The sequence below is a fragment of the Rubripirellula amarantea genome, assembly GCF_007859865.1.
Lineage (GTDB): Bacteria > Planctomycetota > Planctomycetia > Pirellulales > Pirellulaceae > Rubripirellula > Rubripirellula amarantea.
Genome location: NZ_SJPI01000001.1, coordinates 2,181,816 through 2,197,443, shown reverse-complemented (window position 1 = coordinate 2,197,443; position 15,628 = coordinate 2,181,816). Strand labels below are relative to the sequence as shown.

General features: G+C 52.8%; 13 protein-coding genes and 1 tRNA gene. 2 read left to right on the top strand and 12 right to left on the bottom strand.

The features are described from left to right. Window positions 1-22 precede the first annotated feature (22 nt). Window positions 23-904, top strand: coding sequence for a 5'/3'-nucleotidase SurE (surE, locus tag Pla22_RS07985; RefSeq protein WP_146514145.1), 882 nt, complete (start codon window positions 23-25; stop codon window positions 902-904). 170 nt (window positions 905-1,074) lie between these two features. Here surE and Pla22_RS07980 read toward each other — a convergent pair whose 3' ends face one another. Both Pla22_RS07980 and Pla22_RS07975 read right to left on the bottom strand, forming a co-directional pair. After that, a complete protein-coding gene (locus Pla22_RS07980) occupies window positions 1,075-1,308 on the bottom strand; it encodes a carbon storage regulator (protein WP_146514144.1) in 234 nt (77 codons plus the stop codon). Window positions 1,309-1,788: 480 nt separating this feature from the next. Then, a complete protein-coding gene (locus Pla22_RS07975) occupies window positions 1,789-2,397 on the bottom strand; it encodes a hypothetical protein (RefSeq protein ID WP_146514143.1) in 609 nt (202 codons plus the stop codon). 315 nt (window positions 2,398-2,712) lie between these two features. On the opposite strand from Pla22_RS07975, the gene Pla22_RS07970 reads away from it, so the two are divergent. Continuing rightward, window positions 2,713-4,341: a family 16 glycosylhydrolase gene (locus tag Pla22_RS07970; protein ID WP_146514142.1), complete on the top strand. Its 1,629-nt coding sequence runs from the start codon at window positions 2,713-2,715 to the stop codon at window positions 4,339-4,341. Between the two features lie 307 nt (window positions 4,342-4,648). Here the strand turns inward: Pla22_RS07970 and Pla22_RS07965 are convergent, their stop codons facing one another. The 10 genes from Pla22_RS07965 to Pla22_RS07920 form a co-directional block, all read right to left on the bottom strand. Continuing rightward, complete coding sequence (locus Pla22_RS07965; protein ID WP_146514141.1) at window positions 4,649-6,448, bottom strand: arylsulfatase; 1,800 nt, start codon at window positions 6,446-6,448, stop codon at window positions 4,649-4,651. Between the two features lie 155 nt (window positions 6,449-6,603). After that, entirely contained in the window at window positions 6,604-6,894 is a 291-nt protein-coding gene (locus Pla22_RS07960) for a putative quinol monooxygenase (RefSeq protein ID WP_146514140.1), read from the bottom strand. Between the two features lie 50 nt (window positions 6,895-6,944). Beyond that, window positions 6,945-7,961 (bottom strand): zinc-binding alcohol dehydrogenase family protein, encoded by a 1,017-nt coding sequence (locus Pla22_RS07955; protein WP_146514139.1) that lies wholly within the window; start codon window positions 7,959-7,961, stop codon window positions 6,945-6,947. A 42-nt stretch (window positions 7,962-8,003) separates the two neighbouring features. Then, a complete protein-coding gene (locus Pla22_RS07950; protein WP_146514138.1) occupies window positions 8,004-9,131 on the bottom strand; it encodes an L-dopachrome tautomerase-related protein in 1,128 nt (375 codons plus the stop codon). Between the two features lie 624 nt (window positions 9,132-9,755). Then, window positions 9,756-9,828 (bottom strand) — tRNA-Ala (locus Pla22_RS07945). Between the two features lie 126 nt (window positions 9,829-9,954). Beyond that, on the bottom strand, window positions 9,955-11,976 hold the full coding sequence (locus Pla22_RS07940; RefSeq protein ID WP_207310314.1) for a RecQ family ATP-dependent DNA helicase: 2,022 nt from the start codon (window positions 11,974-11,976) through the stop codon (window positions 9,955-9,957). 94 nt (window positions 11,977-12,070) lie between these two features. After that, on the bottom strand, window positions 12,071-14,263 hold the full coding sequence (locus Pla22_RS07935; protein ID WP_146515306.1) for an amino acid permease: 2,193 nt from the start codon (window positions 14,261-14,263) through the stop codon (window positions 12,071-12,073). An 81-nt stretch (window positions 14,264-14,344) separates the two neighbouring features. Continuing rightward, window positions 14,345-15,046 (bottom strand): SDR family NAD(P)-dependent oxidoreductase, encoded by a 702-nt coding sequence (locus tag Pla22_RS07930; protein ID WP_146514137.1) that lies wholly within the window; start codon window positions 15,044-15,046, stop codon window positions 14,345-14,347. Next, the gene (locus Pla22_RS25935) at window positions 15,043-15,219 is read right to left on the bottom strand and encodes a DUF2256 domain-containing protein (RefSeq protein WP_146514136.1); all 177 of its coding nucleotides are present in this window, start codon (window positions 15,217-15,219) and stop codon (window positions 15,043-15,045) included. Before Pla22_RS25935 ends, Pla22_RS07930 begins: the two co-directional genes overlap by 4 nt. Further along, window positions 15,216-15,599 carry a hypothetical protein gene (locus tag Pla22_RS07920; RefSeq protein WP_146514135.1) on the bottom strand — a complete coding sequence of 128 codons (384 nt, stop codon included), beginning with the start codon at window positions 15,597-15,599 and terminating at the stop codon, window positions 15,216-15,218. Before Pla22_RS07920 ends, Pla22_RS25935 begins: the two co-directional genes overlap by 4 nt. Window positions 15,600-15,628: the final 29 nt, after the last annotated feature.

Genomic DNA, 15,628 nt, shown 5'->3' with positions numbered 1-15,628 from the left:
CTACCTCGCTCAATGCTCTCCGATGTTCCTGTCTGCAACACCTAAGCGTTCCTGTCTGCAACACCTAAGCGATTACCCACCTGTGAAGTTCTTATTGACCAATGATGACGGTATCGAAGCACCAGGACTTGCCTCTTTATACGAGAGCTTGCGCCGTCACCTAACAAGTGACGATAGCGTTATCGTGGTCGCGCCTGACCAATGCCGAAGCGAGTGTGGACACAGCGTCACAACCGGAAGATCGCTGACGCTAACACCTCGACCCGACGTAGCAACCCTTGTAGAAGAACAGCGTTCGCAACAAGGCTTCCCCAATAAAGCGACGAACGGACACTCGACCATTCCAAGCCAATGGTATTCGATCGATGGTACACCCGTAGATTGTATTCGCGTAGCCCTCGCCACCATGGCGTCGGATGTTGATGCCGTGTTCTCAGGGATCAACGCAGGCGCAAACCTTGGCGCATGCTTACTGGTCAGTGGCACCTTTGCGGCCGCGCGTGAGGCTGCATTCCAAGGGCTCCCGGCGATGGCAGTCTCTCAACTGCGGCATCCCGACGTTCCCCAAAATTGGGATCACGCCCCGGAATGGTTGCAGTCCATCATCGCTACTTTTAAACGCAATTTAGACGATACGACCAGCCAAAAACGATTGTGGAATGTCAACTTGCCTGCACTTGCAGAGTCGACACCCATCCCTCCGACAATTCAATGCGACGTCGATCAAAACCCGATCCCGCGTAGAGTGGAACTTGGCGCATTGCATTCCGAAAAATCATCGGCTGGCAATCCAGTTCGGTTCGAACTCGATTTCCATGGACGTCCTCATGCCAAAGACACGGACATCCACCACTGCTTTCGTGGCGCAATTACGGTCAGCCATCTAAGGGCAACTGCAGGGTAGCAATGCCCAAAGCTCATCATTCAAGAGCTTTTCATCGAAGCGTTCAACCAGTTGAACTCACGAACTTCTAGATAAAGAAAGCCGCATGGCCAACCCATCTAGTTTGGTGGTCACTAGCATCGTGGTCGCTGGTCGATTACCGAACAGCAACACGTTCCAAAGCGACGAACCTAAGCGTGTGGTTTGCTAGCAACTGCGATGTTCGTATCGTTGACTGCTGCGGCGACTGATGAGTCACCACCAGCGGAAACTTCGTGACGCTCGAGTTCACCGCGAACAACGCGAACTTGGCGTGGAGCCTCGATACCGATGGCAACACGGTTTCCTGAAATACGATTGATGGTCAAAACGATATCGTCACCGATCAACAGCTTTTCGCCTTCTTTGCGACTAAGAACCAACATGGCAAACTTCCCTGAGTAAATGTGAACTGAGTAAGGTCTAAAAACGATTTGTTTTGATGTCTGTACATCAAATACCGTGCCATTGAGAAAGCGACATAAGTCTTACGATCATCAATTTTGGTACTTTCGAAATATTCCCTGCTATTTGCGGAGTTTCTCTCAAGTCCACGGTCCTCGACTTTTACAGATTTTGTCGAGGTCCTCTCACAAGCGTGTCTCGCTATCGTCCAGCGAGTTCGATTAATGAGCGGACGGTCTCAATCTGAGATCGTCTTGGATCCGGTGATGATCAGTCTTGAGTGAGTCACTCTCCCTGACACAAGTACTATCGCTGCGTGCTGTGACACGTCTGGTCAGTCACATTCGCAATTCCATTTCCACCTAGGTCCATTTCAGTCTTGGTTTGTTGAACGCCAAGACAACAGAATCCATCGCAACTTAGCGCGGGGAGCCAATCCAATGTGCTAGCAATTAGAAATCCTATGCCGTCCCGACTGCAGCAATCAGGGCGACAATCACAATCGAAGCTAAGAGTGCAACAAAGACCCACACGATGATTGACGTCTTGTATTTGATATGCGGCGTCCGCTCCATCACCTGTTGGTACCAATCGGAGAAAACAATCTGCCCCTTTTCGCTCAGCATCAAATACAGCACATAGGCGGAAATGAGTGTTCCAATTGGGAAAGCTAGTAATCCAATAATGCTGAGAACGACAGTTGCGATACGTGCCCAAGATTCAAAACGGCGCAGTCCACGAGCAACGAAGAACTGGAAAAGCCCTAACCCTAAATAGACTGCCCCCAATACGACGATTAACACTGTCGGCGTAGGGTTCTGGCCTCCATTGCCAGGTCCGGCGAACGCCAGAGCGGCCATCAGACCGCCGACAAAAATCAGTAGCATTGCACTGAGGTAGTACAGCATCCCAACGGACTTCACCGAAGCCTCATGTTGCAGGTACTGTCGGCGATAGACTTCCACATCTTCCGCCCCTTGTGTCGCCGAGCCAACATTCGACGTGGCAGCGTAAGGATTCACGGCGAAGGGATCGCTAGAGGATTGGGTATCGTTCGGGTTGTTGCTCACCTAGTTCTCCGACTACAGATGGACTGGACGCGCGAGATCACCTGACCTCGCAATCGCCGCACTGCATGTGCAGCAAGGTGCTATTTGTATCACGACGCCTTGCCAAGATGTTGTCACTTGGTTGGCAGGTTTTGGCTGCATTGGTGTAGCCCGTAAGTCCACATCGAGCCTTAAGCAAGAGCCGCCGGAAGTGGATGCTCGCTCGACCATGCAAATTCTAAACGTGAGAATACGACACCCCATCCCGATCTGGATGATGGTTATTATGTTTCTGCTCATCCTTTTCTTCGACACCTCACGATTCAGGTCAGTTCTATGCTCGCTAAAGATCGCTCCGATTTTCCATGGTTTGTCCCGAGATCATTCGTTCTCGCTTTACCGCTAGCACTGTCCGCAATTTCGGTTCTCGCGGAAGAATCGAATTTCCCTAAGCAGGACCTTGTTCTGTGGCTTGATGCTGCGGATACGTCAACGCTTAAGATCGATGCCGATCAAGTTCTGCAATGGGACGACAAGTCGGGCCATGATCATCATGCAGTTGCGTCTACCCAGAACCGGCCCCTATTGATTTCGGGCGACGGTCCGATGGTTCGATTCACGCCCGGCGACACTCCAACTCCGCTGCACACTCCGGTTCTATTTCCCGAGACCTCGCCGGTAACTGTGTTCGTTGTGTCTCAACGCGGCGAAGAACAAGCCGATAGAGGTGACTGGCAACGACTTCTGTCCGCCCGAGAACCTGACAACAAGGATCACCTGGGCAATGGCATTGCGATGACACTGACGCCGCGAGGAAAAGGACATGGATTCCCAGCAGCGATCTATTCTAGCTTCAAAGATTCAGTCGCCTCGTTACCTATGACTCTTGGCACAACCGCTCCTGGACAGCCCGGCGGCGGATTGAAGGCGGATGTGGCTGAGATCCTCATTTACAACCGAGCATTCTCGGATCCCTCTGAATTTGAAGCCGTCCAAGACTATCTCGCGCAAAAGTGGAATGTCGACGCAGCGAGGGACGCCGGCGGTTGGACTCGAGAAGGTGACACCCCACCATCCTTGACGCACACGACAACTGATGCACCTTTGTTTGACCAAGCTAACGCAACTGGTTGGCAACCTTATCCGGCAATGACAGACGAGTTTGATGGCGATTCACTGGATCAAGAAAAGTGGTGGGATCACTATCCTTCGTGGCACGGGCGAGCTCCCGCAAGGTTCTTACCCGAGAACATCAAGGTTGCGGATGGGATGTTGCAGTTGACACTTCGCAAAGATGATTCCCTACCTCGTGAAAAGCTGCACGCCGACAATGATGCAGACTACTACGGCTATTCCGCTGCCGCAGTAGTTTCCAAAACCGCGTTAACTTACGGGTGCTTTGAAGTTAGGATTCGCCCCGCTCACGCGACGTGCACAAGTTCCTGGTGGTTCAACGGAGGTGCGACGAATGAAGATGGGGTTGAACGGCGCACCGAGCTCGATGTCTTTGAACTTCCCGCCGGTGCGAAAGGGTTTGAGAAGAAGTTTGGGATGAACATGCACATCTTCAAGGAACCCGAAACTAGCGAGCATTGGTCGAACTGGGGCAATTGGTACGCCCCATTTGCGTGGTCCGAAGATTTCCACACGGTCAATTTCGTTTGGTCACCGAACTGGATTCGTTACTACGTCGACGGCCATTGCGTAAGAACGACCCGAAATGTTGCTTGGCATGTTCCGCTGCAAATGATTTTCGATATGGAGATCATGTCGTGGTTGCCGTTTCCAGACGACAGCGAGTTCCCCGCTCACTACAAGATTGATTACGTACGCGCGTGGACTCATCCGGACTGGAAAGGTGATCCCCAATGGACGCCTAAACCCGACCCGAGCAAGCCAAGCAATATCACCGAGGCTGTTCGAAAGCTCACCGCCCAAAGGCAAGCCGATCAATCACCCCAATGAATGTGCGAGCCACAACGTCGAACGAGCGGGCCAGTGCAATCGCGACACTGATGGGCATCGATAGCGATCGACTAAGAATGCCGCCGACGCGCTGGTCCCTTGTCGAAGCGACCGCCCGCCTACGATGGCTTCTAAAGTGGTTGGACCTGGATCGACATCCTGCGTCAGGAAGTCATTCTGCTAAACCACCGATAAGAAAGACTGATTGTCATCGTTGCAAAGAACACGAGATGAAGCTTTTCACCGGCGCTAACTTTAACTGCTGTAAGCATGTGAGACGGCGCAACTGCAACTCGCTCTAGTTCTTTCATTGTTTGTCCACGCGGACGAAATAGGCACCACGGACCACGTTGCGATCGTCACTGAGCCAAGTCTGCAGGATCGCTGGACCTGCTGGCAGCTCGATCTCGAACGTGACTGACCTGTCATCTTTGTCGAGCTGTTTTTCAAATTTCAAGTCACCAATTTGAATCACGGCTTTGGTTGCCCTCATCGACGCAGGCGAATCGTCAGGGAATCGGGACAGTCGAATCGCGTAGCGACCAGGCTGTGTAACGTTCACTGCCCAAAAACCATTGACGCCGAGAGCGTCATCGCCAAGTTGCTCTTGTTTCCAAATCACACCGCCTTGAGTGGGATGCCAGTCTCGCACAGTCAGTAAGGTTGGATTCTCACGGTCGTCGCCAAGTTGGAATCGTACATACGGGGCATCGTCTTGAAAGACATCCGCGAAGTGTTGACGGTATCTGGACTGAAGATCATCGACGACTTCGGGATACTGCCGCGCGAGATCGTTCACCTGACTTGGGTCTTTGCCAATGTCGTAGAGTTCACCATCAACCAACCGCCAAGATTCGGTAAGCACCGCGTAATGAGAAGATCGCCATTGGTTGCTCGCGTTGCCATCAACGACAAGGCTGGGCTGGTCAGGCTGCCGTTGAACGAAAAGTGTTCGTGATGACCAGCCGTCGTCTGCGCCTGAACCGTCAGCCGGACGCTTTAGCAAAGGTTTCAAGCTCTGCCCGTCAAACGGTTTGGCCTCACGAGAATCCAGTCCACATAGATCAACCAGAGTGGGCAACCAATCTCGGCAAGAGGCCAATGATTGAACTTGGTGTCCAGCATCCAATTGGCCGGGCCAACGTACGAAGCATGCGACTCGGTGCCCGCCCTCGTAAACACCTCCCTTCTTCCCACGCATGCCAGCGTTGAAGCCGTCATCGGGTACCCGACCGTTTGAACCTTCGGCGGTGCCGTTATCGCCCATGAAGATGATGATCGTGTTCTTGTCTAGCTCATTCTCCTGCAACACATCGAACAATCGCCCGAGGTTTTCGTCAAAGTTAATGATCTGGCCGAAGAACTTTGATCGTTTCTCGGAATGTCCTTTCGCTTCAAACGGAGCAAAACATTTCTCTGCTACCGTATGCGGACTATGCATGGCGTTAAGTGGTAGATAGGCGAAGAACGGCTCACTCGATTTCTGAGTGATAAAACGCTGACACTCCGCGAAGAACACATCCGTGCAATATCCGTCAATCTTTTCGGCGACACCGTTTCGATAGTAGGTGTCATCGAAATAGTCATTGCCGATGGGGTTTCCGATTTCGTCGATGCCGCCAGCCAAGTGGCGAACGACGTTTTGAAATCCGCGATAGCGAGGTGCGTAAGGCCACGTGTCTCCCAGGTGCCATTTGCCAAACATCCCGGTACGGTAGCCGGAATCGGAAAACAAATCTGCCATGGTTCGTTCATCGGCAGCAAGCAACTGCCTGCCTTGGACCACGTCCCACGCTCCCACACGGGTCGAATATCGCCCAGTCATCAAGGCTGCGCGGGTCGGCGTGCAAACGGGATCAACGTGATAGTTTTCCAGGCTCACACCTTCGGCACAAAGTCGATCCAGGTTGGGTGTTTTCAGCCAAGGATTCCCATGACATGACATGTCGCCGTAACCCTGGTCGTCGGTAACGATCAAGATGACATTCGGCTTTCCACTTACGCTACGCTGCCGTTCGACTGCTCCTGTCTTCGTTGGCAATGCGACGACAAGGACCACTGCGGCGACAAGGACTACCGCGAAAAAGATGCTCGTTCGAAAAATCATGATGCCGCGTTTGTTCATAGCTTTCCCCAAAGTTCTTCGAATGATCCGACATGGTGAAGAAGCCACGCCGCTTGACGGGTGTTTAGATCCACGTTGTGCGATCGTGAGGCCGAACCGCCTGGGTTGGCAAGAGAGTAAAAGGCACTAAGCCTGAGCTACCCGATGTGAGTCATCTCATTGAGAGTTAGTTCTTCAACCATTCCGTCCGTGGCGGCCATGTAGTCCTTCAAGTGTTGATTGTTCATGTGCGTTTGCCACCGTTCACGCGACTCCCAGTTTTCGTAGAACATGAAATGCGACGGGTTTTCATTGTCCTGGTGCAGGTCGTACTGAAGACACCCTTCCTCGTCTCGCGTGATCGGAATCAACTTTTCGAGCTCCGCTTTCACAGCATTGATATGGTCGGGTTTAACTTTGATATTGGCGACGATGGTTAGCTTGGCCACGTTGGGTTTCCTCTTGGTGGATGTGAAAGATGCAGTTCTGCGTGGATAGTCTACCGCCAACCTTCAAGAACGATCTTGCCAATCGCCTTTCCGGACTCAAGCTTGGCATGAGCATCACGTAGGTTCGCGGCATTGATAGGCGTGACAACGTTGTTTGCCGTTGCTCGAATACGTCCCTCGTCGATCCAGCCGGCAACACGATTTAGCAAACGATGTTGCTCGATCATATCAGGAGTCTGGAACATCGAACGTGCGAACATGAACTCCCACGATAGCGACGCAGCTTTCAACTTCATGTTCTGTTGATCCAATGGCTTACTGTTTTCAACGATCGCGACGATGTGCCCTTGCGGGCGGATCAAATCCGTCGCTGCCACCCAATGCCCGTCGGTGTCGTTGAACATGGCGATGTAGTCAACATACTTCATACCGAGCTTTTCGATCTGCGGTCGAAGCGGTTCGTGATGATTGACGATGTGATCAGATCCGAGATCGGTGACCCACTGAATCGTCTCTGATCGGGAAGCGGTTGCGATAACGGTCAGGCCAGCAATCTTAGCGAGCTGAATGCCAATCGAACCGACACCTCCGGCTCCACCAATGATGAGAATCGTTTCGCCCTTGTTCGCTCCGTTAACATCAATGCCCAGCCGATCAAAGAAGGCTTCAAAAGCAGTAATCGATGTCAACGGCAACGCTGCGGCATGAGCGAAATCAAGTGACTGCGGTTTCGCACCGACGATACGTTCATCGACCAGATGAAATTCGGAATTCGTTCCTTGTCGAGTGATATCACCAGCGTAAAAAACTTCGTCGCCCGGCTTAAAGAGCGTCACGTCCGGCCCGATCTCTTCGACGACGCCCGAAGCGTCATAGCCAAGGACCTTCGGCGAGTCCTCGATCGTGTCTTTAGGTGCACGAACCTTGTAGTCCACCGGGTTCACCGCGATCGCTTTTGTCGCGACTAATAGGTCATGCCCCATGGCCTTTGGCTTGTCGAGTTGAAGGTCCATCAACGAATTTGGGTCGTCGATTGGAAGGTAACGTGTCAGTCCAACAGCTTTCATTTGAATCTCTCGTGATTAGAGCCCACTTCGTCGATCGAGTTTCTACCGTCCCAAAATCCCTTCACCAAACGGCTTGAAGCGAAAGATGTAAAACGGTCTCGATGTCTTGTCTTTTCCGTCATTGAACGCCGACCCCCAGTGAACCTGAGCGGCTGAAACGTACATGTAACCGTCTTGCCGGTAACTGATTCCGTCAGGCCACTGCATCTTCACATCGGATGCGATCTCTGAATACTTGCGGTCGTGAGCAGAAACAAAGCCGATGCTGTGACTGCCAACGTTGGTAAAATAGAGGTTGTCCCACCGGTCAATGGAAAGGCCACCGTTGTTGACTTTGTCACCGTAAGTTTCAACCGTTGCGCCGAGTTGATCGTTCGTCATCTCGTGATCGGCGAGTGCAGCGATCGGAAGGCGGTAAATCTTGTCTCCGTTGAGCGGACAAAAATACAGCCACTCGTTGTTCGCATCGAGCGTGATGCCATCGGCTCCCACGAAGATTGGCGTCATCTTGCCGTTGACGCTAGTACTTAACGGATTGCCGTCGATCCTTGTCGGCATTTTACGGTCGGCAGCCGTCGAAGGATGACCTTGAAGGACGCGCCGGACCATTCCTGTGGAAAGGTCAACTACCACCAACGCTGCTTGGGATCCGTCGCCACCGCGGGCGATTCCTTCATCAGCAATCACAATCAGATTCCGTTTTTGATCAATCACAAAGTCATTGAGTTGCGAAATGCTTAGACTTGCGGGCGGCGGAACGTAGACGATCCGGTGCAGCTTGTTCTTTTGCGTATCCCATGCGACCAGCTTGGGTATGATGTTGTTGCGAGTGCCCATGTCGAGCATCCAAACCATGCCGTTCGAGTCGTTCCGAACACCCAACACATCATCCAAATACCAATCGTTGTCATCACGAGGCGTGTTCCATTGCATGTTCGGAAACGGCACAACCTTGTTTGCCGTCGCATCGTAGGTCGCCACGCGTACATTGGGTTTAAAGAAAGGATGATGGCTTAGAACCAATGTTCCATCATGTGTGAAAGCGATGTTTCCAACCGCTTGATCGAGTTGAGCAAACAGTTCCAGCTCAACGCTTTTTTCCTGTCCCCAAACCGTGACACCACACAGCACCGATACGGCCAAAGCGACAATGCAAATGAGCCTGTTCATTTGATGTCCTCGTTCGTATTTTCGATCGCAGCGGACATCAATTCACCTTCTGTCAAAACACTACGTATCTTCCCGACTGATGAAATGGTATGGGTAACGCGATGCATCACAAGTACGCACATTTCTGGCCAGTAGGCACACAATGGATACTGACGAAAGTACTCGTAGCATTGGTTGAGATGCACCTGTGTGCTCAGCCGAGCGAACGCCGGAGCTAATCGCGGCAACTCGACCGATGTTAAACCGACGACAGCAGGAAGCGGAGGCTAGCACCTTGCCCAATCGAATCGTACACGTTGAACTTCTTCAGCGCGTCAAGTTTGAATTAACGAAACTACGCAGTCGCTCAATGATATCTTGAGTGCCTTGAATATTGTGGTGAGTCGCCTGCCGTCCAACTTATCGATGCTTAAGCACCGAGTGATTGTTAAAAGCCCCAATCGAAGAGCCTGATAGAGGGCCTGCAATTCTTCGCGATCTGGCAACCTTGCCGCAACCTTTCCTATCGCTGCGGACCGAGCCCTTAGCTACCGAAGAAACCCTAACAGACCATTCGAGGTCAGCAATGCACGGTGAAAATCACGAAAAAAGCCGCCTGCGAAATCGCAGACGGCTTTTCTGAAATGGAGGATAACGGACTTGAACCGATGACCTCTACAATGCCATTGTAGCGCTCTCCCAACTGAGCTAATCCCCCGAAATGGGCCACTGGCGGAATTTGGGATGCCGCGTGTGAAGGGGAAGCGTATCAGGTCGATTTCGGATGCGTCAAGTGGCTTGTGCCGTCAGATTCTGAGCGGTTTTAAGGAACCACTCTGGTCAATCACTCGTCTAGCCCGCCTACCTGAGCCATGACATCTGAAAACGGGACTTCGTTGCAGACGCCGTAGCTGGCGTGACGCGTCAGTTTTGCCTTGATCATGGCGGGCGAAGAGAGACCACACAGAAAGCGAGCTCGGTCGCGAGACGTGCTGAGCAGGTCAGGAAATTCCTTGGCAAGCCCGGTGATCACCCCCAACGCTGAGGTGCCAATTGAACGAGACTTGATTGCAGGGATCTCGAAGGGGCCTTCGCCCAGGCACGACGAGCATTGCCCGCACGGCTTTTCAAGCGTCTCGCCAAAGTGAAATGACAACAGGCCTGCTTGGCATGCATCAGCCTTGGCGAGATCGAAAATGCCGTCTAGACGTGACACTTCCGAGCCTTCACGGCTGGCCAACCGCTGGTGAAGCTGATCCGCCAATGTCTTGGCATCGCTTGTATCGTCACTCGGCTTCGTACTCGACTTCGTGCTTGACTTCGTGCTTGACTTCGTGCTGGGGCGTCTGATCCAACGATAGCCGTGAACAAGATCGGAAACATTGATTTCCAGCCAACCATTCTCGCTCATGTATTCAACCGCCTTCACCACTCGCCCGCGATCACAGCCTAACTTTTTGGCGGCTAAGACTGTATTAAGCGAGAACCAAGTTCGGCCCTTGGTCAAGCATGACAGAACTCCCGCAGCAAACTCGCGAGGTTCCCCTTGGAAATGATTCAGGATTACTTTGGAACTGACCAAAGGCTTTATCTTGTAGCTGTCGTAGCGTGGAGACGTCGCCTTGATGTATCCATCTAGTTCGAGGTACGTGATCAGCGTGCGTGCGACCAAAATTCGGATATCGGTTTCGCTGGCTAGCCTGTAATGCGAAACATGAAATGAATCCGCTTGCCCCGCCAAAAACTCGATGAACCGCCGGACACTGTGTCGCGATGGCGTGTCGCCGTAGGTGAAGTTTTCCAGCACGATTCGATCTTTTGGATGCAGCAACAACTCGCAGATTGCCGCATCGCCATCACGTCCAGCACGTCCAATCTCCTGAGCATAGGATTCAAGGGACTTGGGAGCGTTGTAGTGATACACGTAACGAATGTTTGACTTGTCGATTCCCATCCCAAACGCAATGGTGGCGACCACCACTTGGCCATCCGAACCAATAAAGTCTTGCTGAATCTGCGTCCGTACCTCATTGTCAAGTCCCGCGTGATACGCGTTGGCGGCAAAACCGTCGAGAGTCAACCGTTCAGCGATCTCTTCGGCTGTTTTCTGCAGCGTGACGTAAACTAAAGTGGAACCGCGAGGACGTTCTTTAATTCGCTCAACAAGCGTTTGGTAGTGCGTCGCTTCATCGACAATCGTGCTACGGATCGCCAAATTATCGCGATAGAACTTTGTGCGAATCGCATCCCCGGCTTCGATCTGGAAGGCGTCACGAATGTCGGCAAGCACTTCCGGCGTGGCTGTCGCGGTAAGTGCCAGCACTCGCTCAGCGGAAAGTTCTTTCGCAAGTTCTGCAAGCTTGAGATAATCGGGACGAAAGTTGTGCCCCCATTGGCTGATGCAGTGCGCCTCGTCGATCGCGAAAAGTGATACGTGTAGAGATTCAACGGTCGTTAAGAACCGTTCATTGAAGAAACGCTCGGGCGACACGTAAACCAACTTGATCGAGCCCTCGCGAATTCCTTTCATTGCATCGCGAAATTCTTGGGGGGAAAGAGACGAATCAAGTCTTGCCGCCGCAATGCCTCGCGTGGCGAGTGCGTCGCATTGGTCTTTCATCAGGGCGATCAGCGGCGATACCACTACCGTAGTGCCCTGTAGCATTTGGCTTGGCAATTGGTAGCACAGACTCTTGCCACCGCCGGTCGGAAAGACGGCCGCGACATTCTTGCCGGAAAGCAATCGTTCGATCACCGCGAGTTGCCCATCGCGAAATTCGGGCAAACCAAACTTCTGCTTTAGTACTTCCTTGGCATCGCCCATCGTGGGGTGGCTCTTCTTAGGCTGGGTCACGGTAACGCTCATCTTTCAAATCCCTCTTCTCAGGTCGCTTGAACCAGAACCGGCGGGAAGTGTACGCTTGTTTACAGTCGTGTCAAGAAAATTGTGAAAGCTTTTATCAACCGCGTCGGCTGATCACGACTAGTGGACAATCGGTCTGCCTAGCGACACTTCGGGTAAAGCGACCGAAGAGCTTCTTCTTGGGCCCGATACGTTGCACGCCTAAGACAATCAATCCAGCAAATCGTGAGGCTTCCACGACGGCCGTGATCGGGTCATCGTTCCGCACGACCTCGCACTGACAAGCTCCGCTGAAATTGAGACTCGCGAGGTTCAGCAATTCGCGTTTGGCTCGCTTGGCTTCCGCGTCCGATGCGTCCTCGGGGATCACACGGAAAAAAGTCACCTCACACTTTTGTCGACGCTGCAGACTCCCCAACAATCGAACCAGCAGGTGGTTGTTGATCCCGCGACCAGCGACCGGAATCAAGATCCGTTGTTCCTGGACCAAGTGCCAATGCGGAGGCGCTCGCAATACGACGACGTCAGCTTCCAATCGTCCCAAGAGTCCTTCTATTGGCGAATCCGTCGCATCTTCGGTGATCTCGCTGAGTCCTAGCAGCACCGATTCGCAACGATGCAATCGAGCAACGCGAGCAATCTCTTCCATCGGTTCGTGGGAAACGGTCGTCAAAGTTTCCGCTCGAATTCCCAACATCGTTGAGGTCTCGACTAACTGTCGAATGACCCTTTCCGATCGATCCATCGGTTCGGTGTCTTCGAGCGGCATCCAGTCTTGAGGTGCAACGACAATCGTTTGCAATAGCACGCGGCCAAAACCCTGTGGCACAAGTATTTCGGCAAGTGCGATCATGGCTTCGGCATTGCTTGGGTTGGCAATTGGAACAAGCACCAATGGTGTGTTGCCTCGCAGACGCACTAGCTCTGGGTTGGCCGCTATGCTGGACACGTCTTTCAAGCGAGCACTGCGGGCGAACATTGTCAAGAAAAGCAAACCGCCGAAACCGAGCCACAGCATTGCAATAGATCCGGCCGCAGGAACCGCGATGCCTTGAAATATGGCGAGTCCGATACATGCAACGCCACCAAGAATTGGCATCATCGGAAATAGCGGCACACGAAACGGCGGAGCTTCCTCGGGACTTCGCTGACGAACCAAAATTGCTAACCAATGTGCTATCGCAAAGGTGATCAAGAAGATCAAACTAGACGCCGCACCGGCAGAGGCGACATCGGGCAACGTCACTACCAATCCACATGTCAACACCGCAGTAACTAGGACTGAAACGATGGGAGTTCCTAGTTGCGGATTCACACTCGCCATTGGCTGAGGCAATGTGCGGTCGCGCGCCATGGCCAGGCCAATACGAGACGCCGCAAACAGGTTCGCTTGCAGTGCGGTGAACATCGAAAGTACGGCAGCGATCAGCACCAACCAATAGCCCGAGGTGCCCAAGTAGTTTTTGGCCGCAAAGGCAACGATGGTCTCTGGATTGTCGTTGGCCAGTTCCGTTACGCTTTGAATTCCATCAGTTCCCACCGTGGCAATCACAAACAGCAAGGGCAAGTAAATCAAGAGCGCGATCAGCAGAGATACCATCATCGCTCGAGGAATATTCTTTTGAGGGTTCTTGACCTCGCCGCCGACCGCTGCAATCAGATCAAATCCTTGCAACGCAATGAAGCTGTACCCCATCGCCTGCAGCAGACCGCCCGCCCCACCGGCAAAGAAAGGTTTCAATGACTTTGTTGTTTGTGCAGGATCTTGCCGAGCCAGCACCCAAAATCCACCGACAATTAAGATCCCGAAGACCGTCAACTTGGCGATATTTGCGAAGTCGCCGCCGCCGCCCGTTTTCACCATCAATAAGACGGCCAAGACCAGCGTTGTACCAATCGCGATCAACGACGGAAGGTTGGGGTTTTCAGTGATCCAAGGTGCCTGCCAACCCGCTGTTGTCGTGACTTCCGACGCCAACAAAATTGCGAAACTGGCAAAACCGAGTGCGTATAGAACCGCGGCCACAATCGATGCGAACCAAACCACCCAGCCCACGGTAAACGCTGATTCGACGGATAATACTTTTCGAGCGAACGTGTAGGTTCCGCCTGATTCGGGAAACCTCGACGCCATCTCTGCAAAGCTTAACGCCGTCAAGAACGCGATAACGCCGTTGATCGCAAACGCCAGAATCGCTGATGGTCCCGTCGCAGCGAACGCGGCACCCGCTAATGCTAGAATGCCACCTCCGACGATAGCACCGACGCCGATTCCGGTCGCCCTTGCCAATCCGATGTGTCGCTCTTGATGTACCATAATCGCGAAGTGTTAACACAAAGCTGGCCTAGGTAACAGCCTGACCAAATCACACTACGCTCTGAGCGACGACATTCCTCCGTCGACGCCGAAAACTTGTCCGGTTACCCATGACGAAGCGTCGGTCAACAGAAACTCGGCCATTGCCGCAATATCGTCAATGGTACCCACTCGTCCCAAAGGATGGCGTTTGCCCATCGCTTCCCGTTTTTCATCACTCGACAACAACCGTTCGGCAAGCGGTGTGTCGGTCAATGAAGGCGCGATACAGTTCACCCGCGAGTGCGGAGCCAATTCGGCAGCCCAAGTGCGAGTGAGCCCCTCAAGGGCTCCTTTGCTCGCTGCCACGACCGAATGCATTGGCAAACCTTGTTGAACGGCAACCGTGCTAAACATCACGACCGAGGAACGCTGAGCCGCTTTCATGCCAGCCATAGCCGCCTGTACACACTTAACCGCTCCAATCACGTTGAGCTGATAGTCGGCCAGCATTACGTCAGCTTTTACGCCACGCAGAGGCCCCAGGTTGATCGAACCTGGACAATACGCCAATCCATCAATGGTTGCTGGCATCGCGTCTTGGGGAACGCCATCATTCAACACGTCGAACGGAACATGCCTTACACCGTCGAAGTTCAATTCATCGGAAGTACGCGAGAGCACAGTAACACTCGCACCGCGAACGACCAATCGTTTGACGATTCCCAACCCGATTCCTCGGCTTCCACCCACAACGACGTAATTGGCTTGATTCATGACTGCGACTTTTCTTGTTGGACTTCATTTGATTTCTTTGACGTGAATTCGCGACGACAACGTTCGCTGCAAAACTTGACTTCGTGCCAGCAACGCGACCACTTTCTCCGCCATGCAAATGGTCGCCCGCAGCACATGCATGGCTTGCTGTCACGATTGCGTTGTTTGGTCACGGCGAACGTTCCAATCTCTCAAGCAGCAACTCGTACAAATGACTGCGTTCGAGACCGTCGACAAACCCGTTGCACTGCTTCAGTCGATCGGCGACTTCGTGATCGCCTACGCCCAAGGCTCGAAGCGACGCACGGCAATCTTCCCACATAGGTAGCCACAACATGATTTGGCGAAACCGTTCTTCCCCACCTGCGATCTTCATGAAGTACTCGTAATTGAGTACAAAAAAGACCCCGTCTTGAAAGGGCGATTCCCGCTCGACCACGCGATGCTCATCTAACACAAATTGACCTGGCATCGGCACCCAAGGCAAACCGGCCGCACGCAGCTTTCTCGCTGTTTGCATTTCTTGGTCGCTAAAATGAATGGCCGTTCGCATGATTCCCTAGGGTACGATCACGGCAAGTC